The sequence below is a fragment of the Caballeronia sp. LjRoot34 genome (genome assembly GCF_964253815.1).
GTDB lineage: Bacteria > Pseudomonadota > Gammaproteobacteria > Burkholderiales > Burkholderiaceae > Caballeronia.
The window spans coordinates 887,242-906,162 of record NZ_CAXUSB020000002.1 but is presented as its reverse complement, the minus strand read 5'-3'; the positions used below and the strand labels follow the sequence as shown (position 1 = coordinate 906,162).

Annotated in this window: 20 protein-coding genes and 2 riboswitches; of the genes, 9 read left to right on the top strand and 11 right to left on the bottom strand. The window is 60.5% G+C overall.

Annotation, left to right across the window (positions count from 1 at the left end; genetic code table 11):
• Nucleotides 1-38: 38 nt before the first annotated feature.
• Nucleotides 39-173, bottom strand: a complete 135-nt coding sequence (locus tag ACSQ36_RS23695; RefSeq protein WP_436183807.1) for a hypothetical protein — start codon at nt 171-173, stop codon at nt 39-41.
• Nucleotides 147-452, top strand: a riboswitch (cobalamin riboswitch). (Overlaps the previous gene by 27 nt.)
• 182 nt (nt 453-634) lie before the next feature.
• Here ACSQ36_RS23695 and ACSQ36_RS23690 point away from each other — a divergent pair.
• The 4 genes from ACSQ36_RS23690 to ACSQ36_RS23675 are packed head-to-tail and all read left to right on the top strand — an operon-like array spanning nt 635 to nt 3,177.
• Nucleotides 635-1,030: a cobalamin biosynthesis protein gene (locus ACSQ36_RS23690; protein ID WP_436183806.1), complete on the top strand. Its 396-nt coding sequence runs from the start codon at nt 635-637 to the stop codon at nt 1,028-1,030.
• Nucleotides 1,030-1,632 carry a cob(I)yrinic acid a,c-diamide adenosyltransferase gene (gene cobO, locus ACSQ36_RS23685; protein WP_213762293.1) on the top strand — a complete coding sequence of 201 codons (603 nt, stop codon included), beginning with the start codon at nt 1,030-1,032 and terminating at the stop codon, nt 1,630-1,632. Before ACSQ36_RS23690 ends, cobO begins: the two co-directional genes overlap by 1 nt.
• A 1-nt stretch (nt 1,633) precedes the next feature.
• Nucleotides 1,634-2,932 (top strand): cobyrinate a,c-diamide synthase, encoded by a 1,299-nt coding sequence (locus ACSQ36_RS23680; protein ID WP_436183805.1) that lies wholly within the window; start codon nt 1,634-1,636, stop codon nt 2,930-2,932.
• The gene (locus tag ACSQ36_RS23675; protein WP_436183804.1) at nt 2,929-3,177 is read left to right on the top strand and encodes a DUF1289 domain-containing protein; all 249 of its coding nucleotides are present in this window, start codon (nt 2,929-2,931) and stop codon (nt 3,175-3,177) included. The genes ACSQ36_RS23680 and ACSQ36_RS23675 overlap by 4 nt, the downstream gene beginning before the upstream one ends.
• Before the next feature lie 84 nt (nt 3,178-3,261).
• On the opposite strand, the gene ACSQ36_RS23670 is transcribed toward ACSQ36_RS23675, so the two are convergent.
• Together ACSQ36_RS23670 and ACSQ36_RS23665 are read right to left on the bottom strand one after the other, a co-directional pair.
• A complete protein-coding gene (locus ACSQ36_RS23670) occupies nt 3,262-4,029 on the bottom strand; it encodes a CbtA family protein (RefSeq protein WP_436183803.1) in 768 nt (255 codons plus the stop codon).
• A gap of 8 nt (nt 4,030-4,037) precedes the next feature.
• Nucleotides 4,038-4,271, bottom strand: coding sequence for a CbtB domain-containing protein (locus ACSQ36_RS23665; protein ID WP_255631152.1), 234 nt, complete (start codon nt 4,269-4,271; stop codon nt 4,038-4,040).
• A 1-nt stretch (nt 4,272) separates the two neighbouring features.
• Nucleotides 4,273-4,452: riboswitch (adenosylcobalamin (AdoCbl) riboswitch) on the bottom strand.
• Nucleotides 4,453-4,491: 39 nt separating this feature from the next.
• Between ACSQ36_RS23665 and ACSQ36_RS23660 the strand changes: the two genes are divergently transcribed.
• Nucleotides 4,492-5,052 carry a histidine phosphatase family protein gene (locus tag ACSQ36_RS23660; RefSeq protein ID WP_436183802.1) on the top strand — a complete coding sequence of 187 codons (561 nt, stop codon included), beginning with the start codon at nt 4,492-4,494 and terminating at the stop codon, nt 5,050-5,052.
• Nucleotides 5,053-5,116: 64 nt separating this feature from the next.
• On the opposite strand, the gene ACSQ36_RS23655 is transcribed toward ACSQ36_RS23660, so the two are convergent.
• The 3 genes from ACSQ36_RS23655 to ACSQ36_RS23645 form a co-directional block, all read right to left on the bottom strand.
• The gene (locus ACSQ36_RS23655) at nt 5,117-5,452 is read right to left on the bottom strand and encodes a hypothetical protein (protein WP_436183801.1); all 336 of its coding nucleotides are present in this window, start codon (nt 5,450-5,452) and stop codon (nt 5,117-5,119) included.
• A gap of 88 nt (nt 5,453-5,540) precedes the next feature.
• Complete coding sequence (lhpI, locus tag ACSQ36_RS23650; RefSeq protein WP_436183800.1) at nt 5,541-6,500, bottom strand: bifunctional Delta(1)-pyrroline-2-carboxylate/Delta(1)-piperideine-2-carboxylate reductase; 960 nt, start codon at nt 6,498-6,500, stop codon at nt 5,541-5,543.
• 98 nt (nt 6,501-6,598) lie between these two features.
• A complete protein-coding gene (locus tag ACSQ36_RS23645) occupies nt 6,599-7,159 on the bottom strand; it encodes a DUF2878 domain-containing protein (RefSeq protein ID WP_436183799.1) in 561 nt (186 codons plus the stop codon).
• A 251-nt stretch (nt 7,160-7,410) separates the two neighbouring features.
• Between ACSQ36_RS23645 and ppk2 the strand changes: the two genes are divergently transcribed.
• On the top strand, nt 7,411-8,307 hold the full coding sequence (ppk2, locus tag ACSQ36_RS23640) for a polyphosphate kinase 2 (RefSeq protein ID WP_213762188.1): 897 nt from the start codon (nt 7,411-7,413) through the stop codon (nt 8,305-8,307).
• Between the two features lie 12 nt (nt 8,308-8,319).
• Here the strand turns inward: ppk2 and ACSQ36_RS23635 are convergent, their stop codons facing one another.
• From ACSQ36_RS23635 to ACSQ36_RS23615, 5 genes are all read right to left on the bottom strand, one after another.
• Complete coding sequence (locus ACSQ36_RS23635; protein ID WP_436183798.1) at nt 8,320-8,559, bottom strand: hypothetical protein; 240 nt, start codon at nt 8,557-8,559, stop codon at nt 8,320-8,322.
• A gap of 120 nt (nt 8,560-8,679) precedes the next feature.
• Entirely contained in the window at nt 8,680-10,242 is a 1,563-nt protein-coding gene (locus ACSQ36_RS23630; protein ID WP_213762187.1) for an efflux transporter outer membrane subunit, read from the bottom strand.
• Between the two features lie 11 nt (nt 10,243-10,253).
• Nucleotides 10,254-13,448, bottom strand: coding sequence for an efflux RND transporter permease subunit (locus ACSQ36_RS23625; RefSeq protein WP_436183797.1), 3,195 nt, complete (start codon nt 13,446-13,448; stop codon nt 10,254-10,256).
• 127 nt (nt 13,449-13,575) lie between these two features.
• Nucleotides 13,576-14,766: an efflux RND transporter periplasmic adaptor subunit gene (locus tag ACSQ36_RS23620; protein WP_436183796.1), complete on the bottom strand. Its 1,191-nt coding sequence runs from the start codon at nt 14,764-14,766 to the stop codon at nt 13,576-13,578.
• A 39-nt stretch (nt 14,767-14,805) separates the two neighbouring features.
• Nucleotides 14,806-15,633, bottom strand: a complete 828-nt coding sequence (locus ACSQ36_RS23615; RefSeq protein WP_436184929.1) for an alpha/beta hydrolase fold domain-containing protein — start codon at nt 15,631-15,633, stop codon at nt 14,806-14,808.
• A gap of 197 nt (nt 15,634-15,830) precedes the next feature.
• On the opposite strand from ACSQ36_RS23615, the gene ACSQ36_RS23610 reads away from it, so the two are divergent.
• From ACSQ36_RS23610 to ACSQ36_RS23600, 3 genes are all read left to right on the top strand, one after another.
• Nucleotides 15,831-16,841, top strand: coding sequence for a LysR family transcriptional regulator (locus ACSQ36_RS23610; protein ID WP_213762184.1), 1,011 nt, complete (start codon nt 15,831-15,833; stop codon nt 16,839-16,841).
• A gap of 1,530 nt (nt 16,842-18,371) precedes the next feature.
• Nucleotides 18,372-18,725 (top strand): DUF4148 domain-containing protein, encoded by a 354-nt coding sequence (locus tag ACSQ36_RS23605; protein ID WP_213762183.1) that lies wholly within the window; start codon nt 18,372-18,374, stop codon nt 18,723-18,725.
• A 15-nt stretch (nt 18,726-18,740) separates the two neighbouring features.
• Nucleotides 18,741-18,878 carry a hypothetical protein gene (locus tag ACSQ36_RS23600; protein ID WP_213762182.1) on the top strand — a complete coding sequence of 46 codons (138 nt, stop codon included), beginning with the start codon at nt 18,741-18,743 and terminating at the stop codon, nt 18,876-18,878.
• Nucleotides 18,879-18,921 lie beyond the last annotated feature (43 nt).

The following is an 18,921-nucleotide window of genomic DNA, read 5'->3' as shown; positions in this document are numbered from 1 at the left end:
GATTAGCGTCAAGGTTCGGGCGGGGCGTGCAAGGGAGCTTAAGCCGTCCCTGCAAACGCGCGCTTGCGCTGCTGCGAGCGCGGAAAACCTGCGCCGCCGGCCGGTTCCAGCCTGTAAAAGCCCAGCGCAACCGACACCCGCTGTGCTATCTTTGGCCCGCGTCTGGTGCTCACGCGCGCTTTTTCCGCGCGCGTAGTTAAACGGGAAACAGGATGTGCACGCGCGTATTTTCGAGGCTCAAGGCTCACACTTCAGCTCAACGCGCCGTGTCGACAAAAACCTGTGCTGTCCCCCGCAACGGTACGCGACCCGCGCTCGCTTCGACTGACTCTCATTTCTGGCTGTCATCGAACCGTGCGCCCATTTCCTCCACAGCCACTGCTCCGACGAGCGGGAAGGCGAGCGGAATGCGGTCGCCAAGCCCGGATACCGGCCAGTCGCCAAGTGGCGCGCTTTAGCTTTAAAAGCGCGCTGGACGCCACATCCGCGAGGGACGGATGAAGGACGTAATGCTTATATCGTCGTACATGAATCCAATTTTTCAATGCTTGCGCTCAGTATCGAGCTCGACCCAGCGGCCGTCTTTCAGCGGTTTTGCTTACATGTGTCCGGGCTGTGCGAACCGAGCGCCATCATGAGCACATGGGTCATCGGCATAGGCTGCCGGCGCGGTGTAAGCGTCGAACAGATTCATGCCGCCGTGTTCGCGGCGCTGGGGACCCGGCCGCTGGCGAGCACTCGAGCGCTGGCATCGATTGATAGCAAGAAGGACGAAACCGCGCTGCTCGAATTCGCCGCTCGCCACGGATTGCCATTGCAGTTTTTTTCGAAGCAAGACATCGCGCAGGTTGAAACCAGCATGTCGGGACGGGTTCAGGCGCTGCTTGGCATCGACGGCGTCTGCGAACCGTGTGCATTGCTGGCATCGCGTAATGGCCGAATCATAGTGCCGAAAAGAGTGATCGATGGCGTGACCGTCGCCATAGCCGAAGACGACTCGGAACAACAGACTGACAACGAGAGAACATGATGAAAACGGACGAAGAATCGCATCTGCGCATGACGCAGCGGCGCAAGGAAGGTCACGAGAAAAAGCAGGCCGCCGCCGCGCGCGAGAAGGGCCTCCTGATCGTCAATACGGGCACGGGCAAGGGTAAGACCACGGCGGCCTTCGGCATGGCCGTACGCGTGCTCGGACACGGCATGCGGCTCGGCGTGGTGCAGTTCATCAAGGGCGCGCTGCATACGTCCGAACGCGATTTCCTCGGCGCAATTGCGAACTGCGATTTCATCACCATGGGTGACGGCTATACGTGGGACACGCAGAACCGCGATGCCGATATCGCGACGGCTCGCCGAGGCTGGGACGCCGCGCGCAAGATGATTGAAAGCGGCGAGTATCAGATGGTCGTGCTCGACGAGCTGTGCACGGTGCTCAAGTACGAATACCTGCCACTCGATGAAGTGCTCGCGGTGCTCACCGCGCGGCCTGAGATGCTGCATGTGGTCGTGACAGGACGCCATGCGCCCGAAGCGCTGATCGAAGCGGCCGATCTCGTGACGGAGATGCGTCCGATCAAGCATCCGTATCGCGAGCAAGGGGTGAAGGCGCAACGCGGCGTCGAGTTCTGACGTGCGCGCCTGCCCCGCTTTATTCATCAGCGCCCCCGCGTCGAACCAGGGCAAGACCACCGTCACCGCCGGTCTCGCGCGCTATCACGCACGGCTTGGCTTGCGGGTACGGGTCTTCAAGACCGGCCCCGACTTTCTCGATCCGATGATCCTGGAACGCGCGTCCGGCGCGCCGGTGTATTCGCTGCATTTGTGGATGGTCGGCGAAAGCGGTTGCCGCGCGCTGCTCGCGCAAGCGGCGCAGGAAGCCGATCTGATCCTCATCGAAGGCGTGATGGGCCTCTTCGACGGCACGCCCAGCAGCGCCGATCTCGCGGCCGCGTTCGGCGTGCCGGTACTCGCCGTGATCGGCGCGCACGGCATGGCGCAGACCTTCGGCGCAATGGCGTTCGGGCTCGCGCGCTATCGCGCAGATCTGCCCTTTCACGGTGTGCTCGCCAATCGCGTGGCGTCGGCACGGCATGCGCAAATGTTGAGCGAAGCCATTCCTGAAGGCATTCGATACTGCGGGCATCTGTCGAGCATCGACGACATTGCGCTACCCGGGCGGCACCTGGGCCTCATGCAGGCAGCGGAGGTGGCCGACATCGATACGCGGCTGGATCGCGCAGCGGACGCCATCGGCGAGACGACGTTGCGCGAGTTGCCGCCCGCGGTCATGTTCAATTACGCCGCCCTTGAACAGCCGCCGCGTTTGCTGGAAGGCATGCACATCGCCATTGCCCGCGATGCTGCGTTTTCGTTCATCTACCCTGCTAATCTCGATCTGCTGGAGGCGATGGGCGCAACGCTCGCGTTTTTCTCCCCCCTCGCCGATGAACCCGTTCCCACGCATGCCGATGCGCTCTATCTGCCGGGTGGATATCCGGAACTGCACGCGGCCCGGCTTGCAGCGAACCTTGCGAGCGCGGCCTCGATTCGAGCGCACGTTGAGGCGGGTAAAGCGGTGGTCGCGGAATGCGGCGGCATGCTGTATCTGCTCGATTCACTGACGGATATCGAAGGTTCTCAGCATGCCATGCTTGCCCTTCTGCCCGGCCACGCGAAGATGCAAAAACGCCTGGCCCGGCTCGCCATGCAGCGTGTTGAAAGCCGCCACGGCACCCATACCGGCCACACCTTCCACTACTCGTCGATGACGACCAGCATGTCGCCATTGCTCACCGCGACGCACGCCACCACGGGCGTGGAAGGTGAGGCGATCTATCGACACGGCCCGATCACGGCTACCTACATGCACACTTACTGGCCGACGAATCCGGTGGCCGCCGCCGCCCTCTTTCGCGGCGAAACGCTATGACAACGCCTACGGAACTGCCGATGGAAATAGACGTACCGCTCGAACTCACGTTCACCATCGAGCGCGCCAGACAGCTTCAACCCGTCGGCTCGCCGTGCACGGACGTATGCCGGCTCGACAAGACCACGGGTCGTTGCGAAGGCTGTTTCAGAAGCCGCGAAGAAATCAAGGCATGGAAAACGATGGCCGACAGCGACAAGCTCGCCCTGTTCGATACCCTGCTTGCACGCAAGAGCGCGCTATGAAAAAGAGGCGGCCCGCAAGCCGCCTCTCATTGGATCCGCACTAAAGCACTAACGCACTAAAGCCCTAACGCACTAACGAAGCGCTCAGGCCGAAGCAATCCTCCGGGCCGGCGCCTGTTCCATTTCACGTTGCGCGAGCACGCCGAAGAGCAAACCGAGCGTGGTCCAGATCACCGCCTGAATACCGATTGCCGCCACCCGGAACTTCCACAGCAGCGCAGCTGAGAACAGTTTCGGCACTTCGTCGATCGGCGGCAGCGCAAGATACGCCAGCGCCATCAGCACGATATACACGGCAACCGAGATCAGCACCGCGTTCCAGTTGCCGTGGCGCGCTTGCAGCCGACGCTGCAGCCGCACAGCAAACACGGCCACGATCAGCGAGATCGCGACCATGCCGAAAAACAGCGCGGTCCGTACGCCGATAGTGTCAGGATTGCCCACGGAAGGCGGATTAGGCGGGTACTTGAGGAACGGCACGATCGCGACGGTCACGAAGCCGAACAAGCCGAGTAACGCCGACGTGCCGCGTGCGCGCAAAGCGCCGAGCCGCGCATACGAAAAAGCGAACACGAGCGAGAACAGGCCGCCCAATGCTGTCCCGAACACGCAGACACCGGTCAACAATCCCAGTCCCGCTTGTGTGCCGCGACTGACGAGTTCGACGTCGTCGGCGGGATCGTGTGGATGCCCGGCCGCTGCGTCCGCTTGGTCGCGCAGCTTGTCCTGCTGCGACTCGAAAGCAATCGCGCGATCAACCGCAGGCTCACCAAAGGTTTTAGCAACGCAAAAGCCGAGCAGGCCCGCAACAAGTCCCGCGATCATGCCGCGTATCAAAAGGTTTCGGATCATGGTCGGTCTCAGTGGCAGGGAAAGCCGAGCAGATGGCGACCGTCGTGGACAAACTCGTGGATATACATGCCCTGGAAGATCGAAGTCGCGCCCTGTTCGGCACCGACAAAATAAATCGCGATCAGCAAAAGCAGGCCGATAAAGACAGCCCAGGGCAACACTTCACGCACCGGAATGGGTATGGGTGCATCAAATGCGGGATTATTGCCGGACAAACCGGCGGCTACGGCAGGATGGTTCATGAACGACTCCAAGGGAATGCGCGTCCCGTAAGACAAAAGAAAGGCTGCAGCGGGGGTCTGACTTGCAGATGCTGAACGAAGGCTGAAGCGTTATCAGTCCCATTCGACATCTGCTCACAGTGGCGCGACCGTGCCGGGTTTTCACCGGCTTCCTCGCGCTGCAAGCTTGTCATTCTAAAATGAGTGAGTGGAATGTAAAGCAATCTATTAATCGAGCGCCATGAAAACCGAAATTATCTTGCTGTGCCACGCGACCACGCACGCCATGAAAACTGGCTCGTTTCCGAGTCCCGGCGACGCTATCGATGAGCTTGAGTTAGCCCGGCTCCCGCACCTTGCTTCGATGTTTCAACCCGATCGCGTCGTCACCAGCCCGGCACACGCCGCCATGCAAACGGGCCGAGCGTTTGAAACCACGACGAGCGTTGACGCGTCATGGAGTGACCTGGATTACGGTCTTTGGCAAGGCCGTCCGATCCGCGAGATTCACGATGAAGACGCGGCCGGATTAGGCGCATGGCTTTCCGAACCGGGAAGCGCGGCGCACGGCGGCGAGAGCCTGGAAGCCCTTCAAACAAGGGTATGGGGCGCGCTGGAGAGCAATCGAGAGGCGGGAGTCACGCTGATCGTGACGCATGCAATCGTGGTCAAGACCGTGCTGGCGCGCGTGCTGGAAGCGCCGCTTACGGCAATCTATTGCATGGACCTGGAACCGCTTTCGGCAATCACGCTGACCCGCTCAGGCGAAGCATGGCGCCTTCGATGCAAGTCTTCCGTATGATAAAAACACGTCGTACTTACCAGCGGCGTGAAAAACCGAAGTAACGCTGCAAGCGCACAAGCAATCAGCCCATCGCTCCGCGCGCCATGCGCTGAAGCGTCGAAGAATCGATCGCGCCCGCGCAGATCCTGATCGCTTCTTTCAACGTGCGGGGACGGCCCATTGCAAAATGCGCTTCAAGAATCGCGATGGCGCGAAGCCGTTCGTCATTGCCAAGCTTCTCGCCCGTCGCCAGTTCGAGCACCGATATGAAGTACGTCGCCGGTGGCGTAGCGCGAGACGGCGCCGTTGGCGTGGCTGCGGGTATCGCGTCTGACCATGCTTGTTTTGCAATGGTTGCTACATCGGACTGGCCGCGCCAATCCGTTTCTCTCAGTTCAAATTCGTTTCGACTAGTCATCAATCAAGCCCTGAAATAATCCTCGGATCACCATGAGATAGTTAGCAAGGACTATTCCAGCTTGAATACGCGCGCGTGTCTCAGCTTGTCAACCTGCTTCGAGCATTGCCCTGACGACCCTGCACGCAGCCAGATCCCACGCCGCGCATCCAACACTCTTGAACACGACTGGCCGCTTGATTGCTGCATCAGCAGCCTGAACGCTCAACGCACTGGCAAGCGGCCGTACCTCATCCCAGTCGATACCCGCCTGAATCAGGTCCCCGGCCTCATGTCGCGCGCCGGCGGGATCGTCCACGAACACATCGCTCGCAAGCACCGTCGATGCCGCGATTTCAGCCGCATCAGGCGTGAATGCGCCCACTCCGATCAAGAGCCGGCCCTCGATGGGCGGCAGCGTATAGACCGGCGTCTTGCTGGTGGTCGTCGCGATAACTACGTCGATCGACGCAGGAATATCAGCGTCCTTTAGCGCACTCAATTTCGTCGATAACCCCGCATGGTCCGCACAAAACGCCTCGGCGCGTTCGGCCCGCGAGCCCTGCACGACAATCTGCGCGGCCGGATAAAGCGCGCTCAGCGCCTCGACGTGATACACAGCCTGCTTGCCCGTGCCGATGATCAACACGGCCGAGGGCTCGCGCCCGAGCAGCGCCTGGATGCCGATCATGGTGACCGCGGCCGTGCGGCGGCCGGTTACCGTGGGACCGTCCAGCATGAAGAGCGGCACACCGGTCGCAGCATCGAATGCCGTGACCTGGCCATGAATGGTCGGCAACCCGAGCGCACCGTTCTTCGGACATACGTTGACGAGCTTGTGCATGGCGAGATCGGCGGCGGCGGCGGGCATCGAGAGCATCACGGCGCCGTCGCGAAGCGGCACCACCATGCGCTCGGGGCTCGTGATAAGGCCATCGGCATAGTCGAGCATGGTGAGCTTCAGGGTATCGACGAGGCGATCGAAGGGCAGCAAGCGCGCGGTTTGCGCGTCGTCGAAACGGGGCAGCGAAGAAGGAAGCGAAGCGGGAAGCGAAGAGGTATCGGTCATGGCGGTCAAAGGAGAATGCCGTTGGCAACGACAACGGGGCATTCTAAAGGCAAACAAAATACGCGCCGGCCTCGATTTCCACTGACCCTCAGCCGCAATCAGTGAACTCCATCCCACCGCCGCGACAGCAGGATCATCACCGGCATCAGGATTGCCCAGCCGATAGCCAGCACGATCGTCGCGGGCCATGGCTGCGCAAAGCGTACCGCGCCGAGCGCTGCGCCGGCGCGAAACGACATTGGTCCGGCAATGGCGCCGAGCACCGAAGCAAGCAGCATGCGTTGCTTGAGCCAGCCGAACGCGGTGTTGAACTGGGCCGCGAACAGCGCCCATAATGCAAGGATCCAGTCAGGTGCGATACCCGGAAACACGATGCCGTTCGGATACTCGAGCAGCCCGGTGGCGACCGGCACGCTCTCCCAGATCGCGCCCACCACCAACACACTGACCAGCAGCTTGAACTCCTGCAACGGCCGCTCAACCCGCGCCAGATGCACGGCGAGGAGCACAATGGTTGTTGCAACGCCCATCCACGGCACGTCGCGTGCGGCGCTCAGTACACAGGCAAACCAGCCGAGCTGCCCGACCACGAAATAGACGTAGGGCGCCCAGCGTTCGGCCGTTGATGGGTGCCGCGTGCCAGTGGACGAGTCGTGCATGCGGTTTCCGGTTTCCGGGCAAAGTGCGCAAAGTTTGATAACGCTACCCCATATCGCGGCCGGCCGTTCACGCATGGCGCTCGCGGATAAGCGGATCATTCGTCTAACCGTTGCTTCGTTTTTGACGCTCCTGTCGTAACATTCCTGAAATTATCGGGCCGGATAATCGATAATTTGCAGGATTGCCGGGTTTTGTATTGCCTGCAGGGACCAGTCAACGCGGTCAACACGCCCAACCAACGGAGCTTCCCATGATTTCGCAGGATAAACAGCGCCGCTTCGAAGAAGACCTGATCGACAGTTACGACGAAGAACTCGAGATGGAAGTCGACGACCGCATCCTCGACGGCGAGGGCGCGTTTTCCGCCGAAGCGCGCGAGCAGCGCAAGATCTACTTTCGCGAACTGTTCCGCCTGCAAGGTGAACTCGTCAAGCTGCAGGACTGGGTTGTCGCCAGCGGCCACCGGCTGGTGGTGATCTTTGAAGGGCGCGACGCCGCCGGCAAGGGCGGCGCGATCAAGCGCATCACGCAGCGGCTGAATCCGCGGGTTTGCCGGGTCGCCGCCTTGCCCGCACCGAACAATCGCGAACGCACTCAATGGTATTTCCAGCGTTACGTTTCGCATCTGCCCGCTGGCGGCGAGATCGTGCTGTTCGACCGCAGCTGGTACAACCGGGCGGGCGTGGAACGCGTGATGAATTTCTGTACCGATGCCGAGTACGAAGAGTTCTTTCGCTCCGTGCCGGAATTCGAAAAGATGCTCGCGCGCAGCGGCGTGCAGATCCTGAAGTACTGGTTCTCGATCACCGACGACGAACAGGAAGTTCGCTTCCAGGCGCGTATTCAAGATCCGTTAAAACAGTGGAAGCTGAGTCCGATGGACCTGGAAAGCCGTCGTCGCTGGGAAGCCTATACGCACGCGAAGGAGGAGATGCTGAACCGCTCGCACATTCCCGAAGCGCCGTGGTGGGTCGTGCAGGCCGTGGACAAGAAACGCGCTCGGCTCAACTGCATTCACCATCTGCTGAGTCAGGTGCCGTATCACGAGATCGAGCACCCCACGATCGAATTGCCCGACCGCGTGTACAACGAAGATTACCTGCGCCAGCCCGTACCCGAAAGCATCATCGTGCCGGAAATATATTGAGCGATAAAGGTGTTAGCAGTGACAGGTCTTGTCATGCAGGGCATGGACCTGCGGCGCACGGACATTGCTACGATCGGTTTGATCGTGGCGACGCCTGAATACCGCTTGAAACATGTATTGCGAACCCTTCATGACCACGACGAACGTCACTTGCATCAGGTTGAAATCGAGCGTCACCATCAGGCGCATCAAGACCAACAGCGGTAGAACGACGGCGGGTCGGTAGAGTTGTCGTTCGATTAAAGCTTTCATGACGGCTCCCGTATCCATGTTGTAATTCTACGGATCGGGAGCCTCCGGATAAACCCGCTGTAATCGAAGACACTTGTCGCGCGGGTTGAACAATCGCGCTTCCAGTGCAGCGTTTAATGCCTAGCGCGACGCGACGCTTGCATCTGCGGCGGGCGTAACAGGTGTAGCAGGTGCGGCAGGCGAGACAGGCGCAGCCGGCAACTCGCCCCAACCACCGCCCAGTGCGCGGATCAGGTTCACCGTCGACGTAGCCTGCACGCCCGCCAGTTGCACCGCCGCGCGCTGCGACTGCAGCACGGTACGTTCGGCATCGATCACGTCAAGATAAGTGACCGCGCCCTCGGTGTACTGCGAGCGGGAAAGCTGCGCTGCCCGGTTCGACGCACTTACCGCTTCGGCTTGCGTGCGTGTCTGATCCTGCAGGATGCGCAGCTCGGAGAGGTTGTCCTCCACCTCCTGGAAAGCCACCAGCACCTGCTGCCGATAGTTCGCGACATCCTCTTCGTAGATCGCGCGTGCGTTCGCGAGATTGCCCTTGCGACGTCCGCCGTCGAAGATTGGCAATGACAACGCCGTGCCCGCAAACGGTCCGAGCAGGAACGTACGGCTCGACCAGTTGAAGAGATCGCCAAGCGTAGCCGATTCGAATCCACCCGAGCCCGTTATGTTGAGCGAGGGGAAAAACGCCGACTTCGCCACGCCGATACGCGAGTTCGCCGCCGCCATTGCACGTTCCGCCGCCGCGATGTCCGGCCGGCGTTCGAGCAACGAAGAAGGCAGGCCCGGCGGAATCTTGATATCGACGGGATTCAGCGGGTTCGCCGCCATCGAGAACTGCGAGGCCGACTTACCCAGCAGCACCGCGAGGCTGTGCTCGGACGCGGCGCGCAAGCGCTGCACCGTCATGGCGTCGGACTTGGCTGTGGCAAGTTCCGACCTGGCCTGCGCCACGTCGAGCTCGCTGATCTCGCCTTCGTTAAAGCGATTCTGCACGAGCTTCAAGGCTTGCTCGCGCAGCGTGACGGTACGCGTAAAAACATCGCTTTCCGAATCGAGTTCGCGGAGGTTGAAGTAGTTCTGTGCCACGTCTGCCTGCAACGCAAGTTGCACGGACCGGAACAGCGCTTCGCTTTGCTCGGTGTCGGCGTTTGCAGCCCTCACCGAGTCCGACACGCGACCGAACAGATCCACTTCATACGACGCACTCCCCTCCGCGCGCCACAAGGTCTGTGCCGGTACGTTCGCGTTGGCCGGAAGGAACTGCGAGGACGGCGAGACCTTCTCGCGCGTCGGACCGAAGCCTGCATCGAGAGTCGGGAACAAGCCTGCCCGCGCGGTCTGGTTGATCGCGCGCGATTCCTTCACCCGCGCGGCCGCTGCCTTCAGGTTCTGGTTCGCCTCAAGCGCCTGATGTTCCAGATCGTTGAGCGTGGGGTCGTTGAAGACCGTCCACCATTCACCGCGCAGCACCTGTTCCGATGGTTGCGCGGTCTTCCACGTGCCCTGTTCTGAAGGGGCCAACGCCGTTTGCTGCGTTGTTTCCTGCGGTGTTTCCTTGAAGGCTGCCGGCGCGTTCACGTCGGGCTTCGTGTAGGTCGGCGCAAGCGAGCAGCCCGCGACGACCAGCAAGAGCCCAAGTAACGCCGACAATCCCAGCCATCGCTTTGTATTCAACGTTTTCATTTCAATCTCTCTCATGCTTCGAGCGAAGCATTGACACCGCGCATGTGCGGATTGTGGCCATGCTTGTCGACGAGATGTTCGCCGCCAGCCAGCTTTCTCAACAGCACATAAAACACCGGCGTGAGCATCAGGCCGAACAGCGTCACGCCGAGCATGCCGAAGAACACCGCCACGCCCATTGCATGGCGCATTTCCGAACCCGCGCCCGACGACAGCACGAGTGGCACCACGCCCATGATGAAAGCGATCGACGTCATCAAGATCGGCCGCAAGCGCAGACGGCTGGCTTCAATAGCCGCCTCCACGATCGAACGTCCCTGCATTTCCAGCTCTCGCGCAAATTCCACGATCAGGATGGCGTTCTTCGCCGACAAGCCCACCAGCACCATCAAGCCGATCTGCGTGAAGATGTTGTTGTCACCCTTCGTGAGCCACACGCCGACCAGCGCCGAGAGAATGCTCATGGGCACGATCAGGATCACGGCGAGCGGCAGCGTCAGGCTTTCGTAGAGGGCAGCCAGCACGAGGAACACGAGCAGTACGCTGATCGGGAACACCCACATGGCCGCATTGCCTGCAAGAATCTGCTGGTACGTCAGGTCGGTCCATTCGAACTTGATGCCCCGCGGCAGCGTTTCAGCCGCAATGCGTTCAACCGCAGCCTGCGCCTGGCCCGAGGAATAACCCGGAGCCGGACCACCGTTGATGTCGGCAGCGGTGTAGCCGTTGTAGCGCACCACCATCTCGGGACCATAGGTCGGCGTCACCTTCACGAGCGACGACAGCGGCACCATCTCACCATTCGCGTTACGCGTCTTGAGCAGCCCGATGTCTTCCGAACTCGACCGGAACGGCGCATCCGCCTGTACCCGGACCTGGTAGACACGGCCGAAGCGGTTGAAGTCGTTCACATACAGCGAACCCAGGTACACCTGCATCGTGCTGAATACATCGGTCACGGATACGCCAAGTTGCTTCGCCTTCACCCGGTCCAGATCCACGTTCAGTTGCGGCACGTTGATCTGATAGCTCGAGAACGTCGGGCCCAGTTCAGGCGCCTCCGATGCACGCTTCATGAACGCCTGCGTAGCGTCGTTCAGTGCGGCGTAGCCCAGCGCGCCACGGTCTTCCAGTTGCAACTTGAAGCCGCCCAGCGTCCCCAGGCCGAGCACCGGCGGCGGCGGGAACACAGCAATGAACGAGCCCTTGATCGCCGCATATTTCTGATTCAACGAACCCGCAATGGCACCTGCCGACAGTGCTGCACCCTTGCGCTCGCTAAACGGCTTGAGCGTCACGAACACAATGCCGGCGCTCGATGAATTCGTGAAGCCATTCACCGACAAGCCCGGAAACTCCACCGCGCTCTGTACGCCCGGCGTTTGCTTCGCGATATCCGTCATCTGGCGAATCACGGCCTCGGTACGATCGAGCGACGCGCCGTTAGGCAATTGCGCAAAGCTGATCAGATACTCCTTGTCCTGCGCTGGCACGAAACCGCCGGGCACGACCTTGCTCATCAGCACAGCGCCGCACAACAGCACGACGTACACGCCCATCATCAGCGCCTTGCGGTTGATGACACCCGTTACGCCCTTGCCGTAATTCTCCGAACCACGCTTGAAGACCTTGTTGAACTGGCGGAAGAAACCACCGAACACACGATCCATGCCGCGGGTAAGCCAGTCCTTCGGTTCGTCATGGCCCTTCAGCAACAGGGCTGCCAACGCCGGCGACAACGTCAGCGAGTTGAACGCCGAGATCACCGTAGAGATGGCGATGGTCATTGCGAACTGCTTGTAGAACTGACCCGTCAGGCCGGACATGAATGCGAGCGGCACGAACACGGCGGTCAGCGTCAACGCGATGGCGATAATCGGCCCGCTCACTTCGCGCATGGCCTGATAGGTGGCCTCTCGCGCCGATAACCCCGCCTCGATATTGCGTTCGACGTTCTCCACCACCACGATCGCATCATCCACCACGATCCCGATTGCCAGCACCATCCCGAACAATGACAACGCGTTGATCGAGAAGCCGAACGCCAGCAGCAACGAGAACGTACCGATGATCGACACCGGCACCGCCAGCAACGGAATGATCGACGCGCGCCAGGTTTGCAGGAACACGATCACCACCAGCACGACCAGCGCGATGGCTTCGATCAGCGTATGAATCACCGCCTCAATACTCGAACGCACGAACTGCGTCGGGTCATAGACGATTTGATAATCGACGCCCGCCGGCATGTCCGCCTTCAATTCCTTCATGGTCTCGCGGACCGAATCGGAGATCTGCAGCGAGTTCGCACCAGGTTGCTGGTTGATCGCCATGGCGACCGCCGACTTGTTGTCGAGCAGCGAACGCAAGCCATATTCCGATGCAGCCAACTCGACCCGTGCCACGTCACCCAGATGCGTGACCGCGCCGTCAGGCGACGTCTTGAGCACGATGTCCCTGAACTCCGCTTCGGTCTGCAAGCGGCCTTGCGCATTCACGTTCAGTTGCAGCGGTACGTTCGACGAAGTCGGCGACGCCCCGATCACGCCGGCGGCCACCTGCACGTTCTGCTCACGGATCGCGTTGACTATGTCGGTTGCCGTCATGCCACGCTGCGCGACCTTTTGCGGATCGAGCCAGATACGCATGGAGTAATCGCCTGAACCCCACAGCTGAACTTCGCCCACGCCCTGGATTCGCTCAAGCCGGTCCTTCACGTTGATCAGCGCGTAGTTGCGCAGATACGTCATGTCGTAGCGGTTATTCGGCGAGTTCAGGTGAACCACCATGGTGAGCGTCGGCGACGACTTGATGGTCGTCACGCCGAGCCGCGTCACGTCTTCCGGCAAACGTGGCAGCGCTTGCGACACGCGGTTCTGCACCAGCTCCTGCGCCTTGTCCGGGTCGGTGCCGAGCTTGAACGTCACCGTGATGGTCAGGTTGCCGTCGCTATTGGCTTGCGACTGCATGTACAGCATGTCTTCCACGCCGTTGATCTGCTCTTCCAATGGCGACGCCACCGTTTCAGCGATCACCTTCGGATTCGCGCCCGGATACTGCGCATGGACGACCACGGACGGCGGCACGACTTCCGGATATTCGGAGATCGGCAGCTTGAACATGGCAATGATGCCCGCCAGCAGCAGGAGCACCGACAGCACACCCGCAAAGATCGGGCGGTCGATGAAAAACTTGGAAATGTTCATGACGTTTTCTTTATCTGCATGAGAGGCTGCGCGCGCGTAGCCGCCGGCCGGTCCATCCCGTCAGGAACAAACCCGCCACGTACTACACACACGAGGAGCCGCTGTTAAGCGTCTTATGAAGCGCGTCTTATGAAGCGTCTTTAGCCGGCGACGCACTCGCCATTGCTACGGAATTGGCCTTCACGACATCGTTCGGGCGCACGCGCTGCAGGCCGTTCACCACGATGCGTTCGCCCGGCTGCAAGCCCTTCGCGATCACGCGCAGGCCGTCGCTCAACGTGCCGAGCGTGACTTCGCGGTACTGCACGCGGTTGTCTGGATCGACCACCATCACGAACTTCTTGTCCTGGTCGGTCCCGATGGCGGCATCGTCGATCAGCACGGCCGGATGCGGCGTGCCTCCGCCTACCTTGATGCGTGCATAAAGGCCCGGCACAAGCGTGCCGTCGGCGTTATCGAAACGTGCCCGCACGCGGATCGTGCCCGAGCCCGTATCGAGCTGGTTATCGACGGATGCGACCTTGCCTTCGCGCGAGAAACCATCTTCATTCGCGAGGCCGAGCGAGACCGGCACGCTTGCACGCGAGTCGCGGCTCAGATAACGCAGGTAGGTTTGTTCATCGACGTCGAACGAGGCGTAGATGGGCGACACCGACACCAGCGTGGTCAGCAGCGGCGCGCTGGAACCCGTCGACACGATGTTGCCAACAGTCATTTCCGCACGCGACACCCGGCCCGACACCGGCGCCACGATCTGCGTGTACGTCAGGTTGATCTTCGCCGTCTCGAGCGCCGCTTGTGCAGCCTTCAGGTTCGCCGCGGCTTCGTGCGACGCGTTCTGCTTTTCGTCGTAATCACGCTTGGCAATAGCGTTGTCCGCCAGCAAGCGCTCCGCACGCGCGGCATCGGTCGATGTATAACCGTTGCGAGCCTGGGCCGCCGCGAGTTGCGCCGCGGCTTGATCGACTTGCGCCACATACGGCCGCGGGTCGATGGTAAAGAGCGGATCGCCCTTCTTCACCAGTGCGCCATCGGCAAAATGCACCGCGACGATAGTCCCCGGCACGAGCGGACGGATCTCGACCTTGTCGATCGCTTCCAGGCGGCCCGAATAGTTCTGGTAGTCGGTGATGGTCTTCGAGACCACCGTGGCGACATCCACTTCCGTGGCGGGCGCCGACGGCTTGATGGCAGCTTCGGCACCGTTCACCGGCAGATCGCCGCGGCCGAAACCGTGCATGGCAGTGAATGTTCCGATGCCTGCGACGACCAGCGCGGCGCCTAGCGCGACGGTAAGACGTTTGCGAGTGATGGACATGCGTTGCTCCGATTAAGTCGTTGAGATTTATTAAATTTTTTAGTGTGCCGCGAGCGGCGCAAGCGTCTGCGCGCGAAGCCGTTTCTTGAAGAACGCCACCACGTCGGCGAGTGCGGCCGGGTCCGCTGCAAGCGCGTTATGCGATGCATTGACGTGCCGCGTGACTTCCGTCGGTACGCCCGCGGCAATCAGTTCGCCGGCATATTTCTCTGCCTCGATATGCAGCAGGTCATGCTGCGCGCTTGCGATCAGCGCAGGCGGCAGACCGGCCAGGCGCCGCGATTCCAGCGGCGCTGCATACGGATGAAGCCGTTGTGAAGCGTTCGGCAGATACGCGCGATAACACTGCGCGCACTCCGTCATGCAGATGTCGGGCGAGCGCACCTTGTTCTCGTCGGCCACGCGCGTCATGCTTGGGTCGAGCAACGGCGCGAGCAGCGCTTGCGCCAGGATCACGATGTCGCCGCGATCCCGCGCGATCGCCGCGAGACACGTGGCCAGGTTGCCGCCTGCGTCGTGCCCCGCGACCCCGATGCGGTTTGCATCCGCGCGTTGCGCACGAGCGTTCGCCACGGCCCATTGCGCCGCCCGGTAAGCATCCTCGGGAGCCGCGGGAAACGGGAAAGCCGGGGCCAGTGAGTAGCCCACCGAAATAACCCACGCGGCTGTATCGCGGGCAATGGTGCTGGCGGTAACGTCGGCGTCATCGAGCGTGCCGCGCACAAAGCCGCCGCCATGGAAATAGAGCACGACAGGCAGGACGGTACCGTCCGAGGCGGGGCGATAACTGCGCAAGGTTATGGGTTGCGCATGTCCCGCGATTCGAACATCCTCTATGCAGAGGCCCAGATCCAGCGTCGATACCATGATTATTTTCAGCGCGTCCGCGCCATCCCACCCGAGTTGCGATGGAACGAATTCTGGGGGCAACGACATTTGAAATAAATGCCTATAATCCGGCAACACAATTCGGTCGCACCGAACAATCGCAATCGAAACTGCCCATTCCTGTCTGAGCGGCATCCTTATTCCGGACGCCGCAAAGCATTGACGGTGAGAGAAAAATGGACCGGCTACAAGCTATGCAGGTGTTTACAAGGGTTGTCGACACCAATAGTTTTTCACGCGCGGCGGACACGCTGGACATGCCGCGCGCCTCGGTGACAACGATCATTCAGAACCTCGAAGCGTTCCTCAACGTGCGTCTCCTGCAACGCACGACACGACGCCTGAACCTCACGCCGGACGGCGCCGCGTATTACGAGCGCTGCGTGCGGATCCTGGCGGACATCGAGGAAACCGAGAGTTCGTTCGCCAATACCGGCAAGGGTCCGCGCGGTAAATTGCGCGTCGATATGCCGGGGTCGATCGGGCGCATGATCGTCATGCCCCAGCTTTGTGAATTCCACGCGCGTTATCCGGACATCGAGTTGATGGTCGGTTTCGGCGACAAACCGGTCGACCTGATCCAGGAAGGCGTGGATTGCGTCATTCGCGTGGGAACGCTGCAGGATTCCAGTCTTGTCGCGCGGCGGATCGGCGTATTTCAGGGCCTGACCGCGGCGAGTCCGGATTATCTCGAGCTTCATGGCGTACCGCACACCATCGATGATTTGCAGCAGCACACGGCCGTGAATTATTTCTCCAGCCGCACCGGCCGCGTGATGGATATGGATTTTGTCGTCGATGGGAAATCCGTCGACGTGAAGATGCGCGGGAAGATTGCCGTGAATGATGCCGAGGCTTATATCGCGTGCGGCGTCAAAGGGGTTGGAATCGTTCAGATAGCGAGGTTCATGGCCCTTCCGCATTTGCGCTCCGGTGAACTGGTCGAGGTGCTGCCGCAGTGGAAACCGTTGCCCATGCCGATTTCAGTGGTTTATCCGCATAACCGGCATTTGTCGCCTAAAGTGCGGGTTTTTGTTGACTGGGCTGCGGAGTTGTTTGAACGGTGTCCGCTGCTTTCTGGGCAGGAGGATGCCGAGCAGCGTTGTCTGCCGACGGCTACGCCAGCGAAATCAATCGTCAAGCATGGGACGCCGGATGTTGCCGGCACCGCTGAGGTGGTGGTTTAGTTTTGCTTTGTTTTGTTTTGCTTATGGCCCTTGTTCGGGTTGGGTCCCTCGCTCTTTGACGCTGTTGCGAAATTGATTTTCGCTCGCGCCGGTGGACGGGTTTGAGGGATGATGGGTTTGGAAGCGGCGGTCGGGGTCAGTGCCGGGTTGGTCGGTTATGGGGTTAGCGGTCGGGGTCAGTGCTGAGTTGGTCGGTTCTGGGGTTAGCGGTCGGGGTTGATGCCGGGTTGTTGCTTTCGGCGTTAGTGGTCTGCAGGAGTCGGATTTTCTCTTTATCACTATTAGCCACTGTGCGTGGCGGCACGTCATTTCTTTGTCCAAAGCGACAAAGAAACGAAGCAAAGAAAACGCTTTCAAACACGCTACCCTAAGTGTCCACAGCGTGCAGTTTTCATTCATAGGTGCCCCAAAAGCACGGTGCTCGCCAGAGCCACGGATGTGTGAACCCCTCCTTCTCGCGAATCCTGACACGAACACGCTTCGCCCCGTACGCTCTCGGGCAAGCACCATTGCCAAGGAACCCGCGCGGCCTCACGCGTTCTGCCGACCGTGGTTTTTGATGGGTTAGCAGCCTGGTTCGTACGGCCATATTCGTGAATCACAGCGTGGTGCCTAGCAACTCGATGCGTGCTTAGTGCTTCAGTTTTTGGTGAGTTGGCTGCGTGCTTACACGATTATTTTCGTCGGTTACGGCCCTACATATTTCGGGCTTTATTACCCGGTAGGTTGGCGACGTGGTTCGTCGTGCATACAAATTCGGTGGTTGGTCGTCCGCGGATAGCGCGGGGTGCTCCTTGGGCAGATTCAATCACTGGTGGCGAAGCGTGTGGGTATCGGTGTTCGGAGAAGGAGGGGTTCACACATCCTCCGCTCTGGCGAGCACCGTGCTTTTGGGGCACCCATGAATGAAAACTGCACGCTGTGGACACTTAGGGTAGCGTGGTTGAAAGCGTTTTCTTTGCTTCGTTTCTTTGTCGCTTTGGACAAAGAAATGACGTGCCGCCACGCACAGTGGCTAATAGTGATAAAGAGAAAATCCGACTCTCGCAGACCACCACGGCCGAAAGCACCAACCCGGCAATGAACCCGACCGACCACTACCCCCAGAACCGACCAACCCGGCATAGACCCCGCCCACTACCCCCACAACCGACCACCCCGGCATCACCCCCGACCACTAACCCCAAAAACAACCCAAACCCCACCCCGTCCACCGGCGCGAGCGACCCTCCCACCGGTATGGGCTTAAATCCCTTTCACTCATAGTGGTTCTGTCGCAAAAGCCCTTTCCATAAGGGCTCCTTCGATTATTCGCGCAGCGCGATTAATCTTTTCGCTTAACGATCATTTATCCGCAGCGCTCACTTGACTACATTTCATCCTGTCGCAGCGCGGCCCGTCGATTAGTCGATGTCATTCTCTTTCGTTGCTTAGGCTCATTGCCTGGATCGACGCCCGCTGCCCCGCTATCAGTCCGATAGCATCGACTCCGCTCGATGCTTATCGAATGAATCGACAGGAGCAGCACCCATGAAAACCGCTATCGCAACACTCTCGCTTTCCGCTATCTCAGCCATTGTCTCCACTACCGCATTCGCTGACGGCGGCATTGGGCACGCAGGCACTTATCAAACCGCAGTGACCAGCCAAAGCACCATGACTCGCGCGCAAGTCCGCGCCGAACTGGCGGCATCCTATGCCAACGGCACACTGCCCGCGCTGAACCGCAACACCTACCCTGAGCGCAGCATGGCGGGAATCGCCATTGCCGAGCAGCACGAACAACGTGCACGCGACGCAGCAGCTGCGGAACAACGCAATCGTTCTATCGTGGAGTTCGCGAACGGATCGGTGACACAAAGCGGCAACGCCAACGCCCAGTAAATAAAGGAGTCCATCATGAATGAATCAGTACCCCTTGAAGACTTCTCCGCGCTCGACGACTGGCTTCCGGCAGCCCCGCAATGGCGCCCATACAGGCCGCAAGCAACGAGCGAGCGTCAGGCAGCGGAATGGGCAGATTCTGCGGCAGGTTGAGCGATTCAACGCTTGGCCAGCGCGGACTCATCAAGTCCGCGCT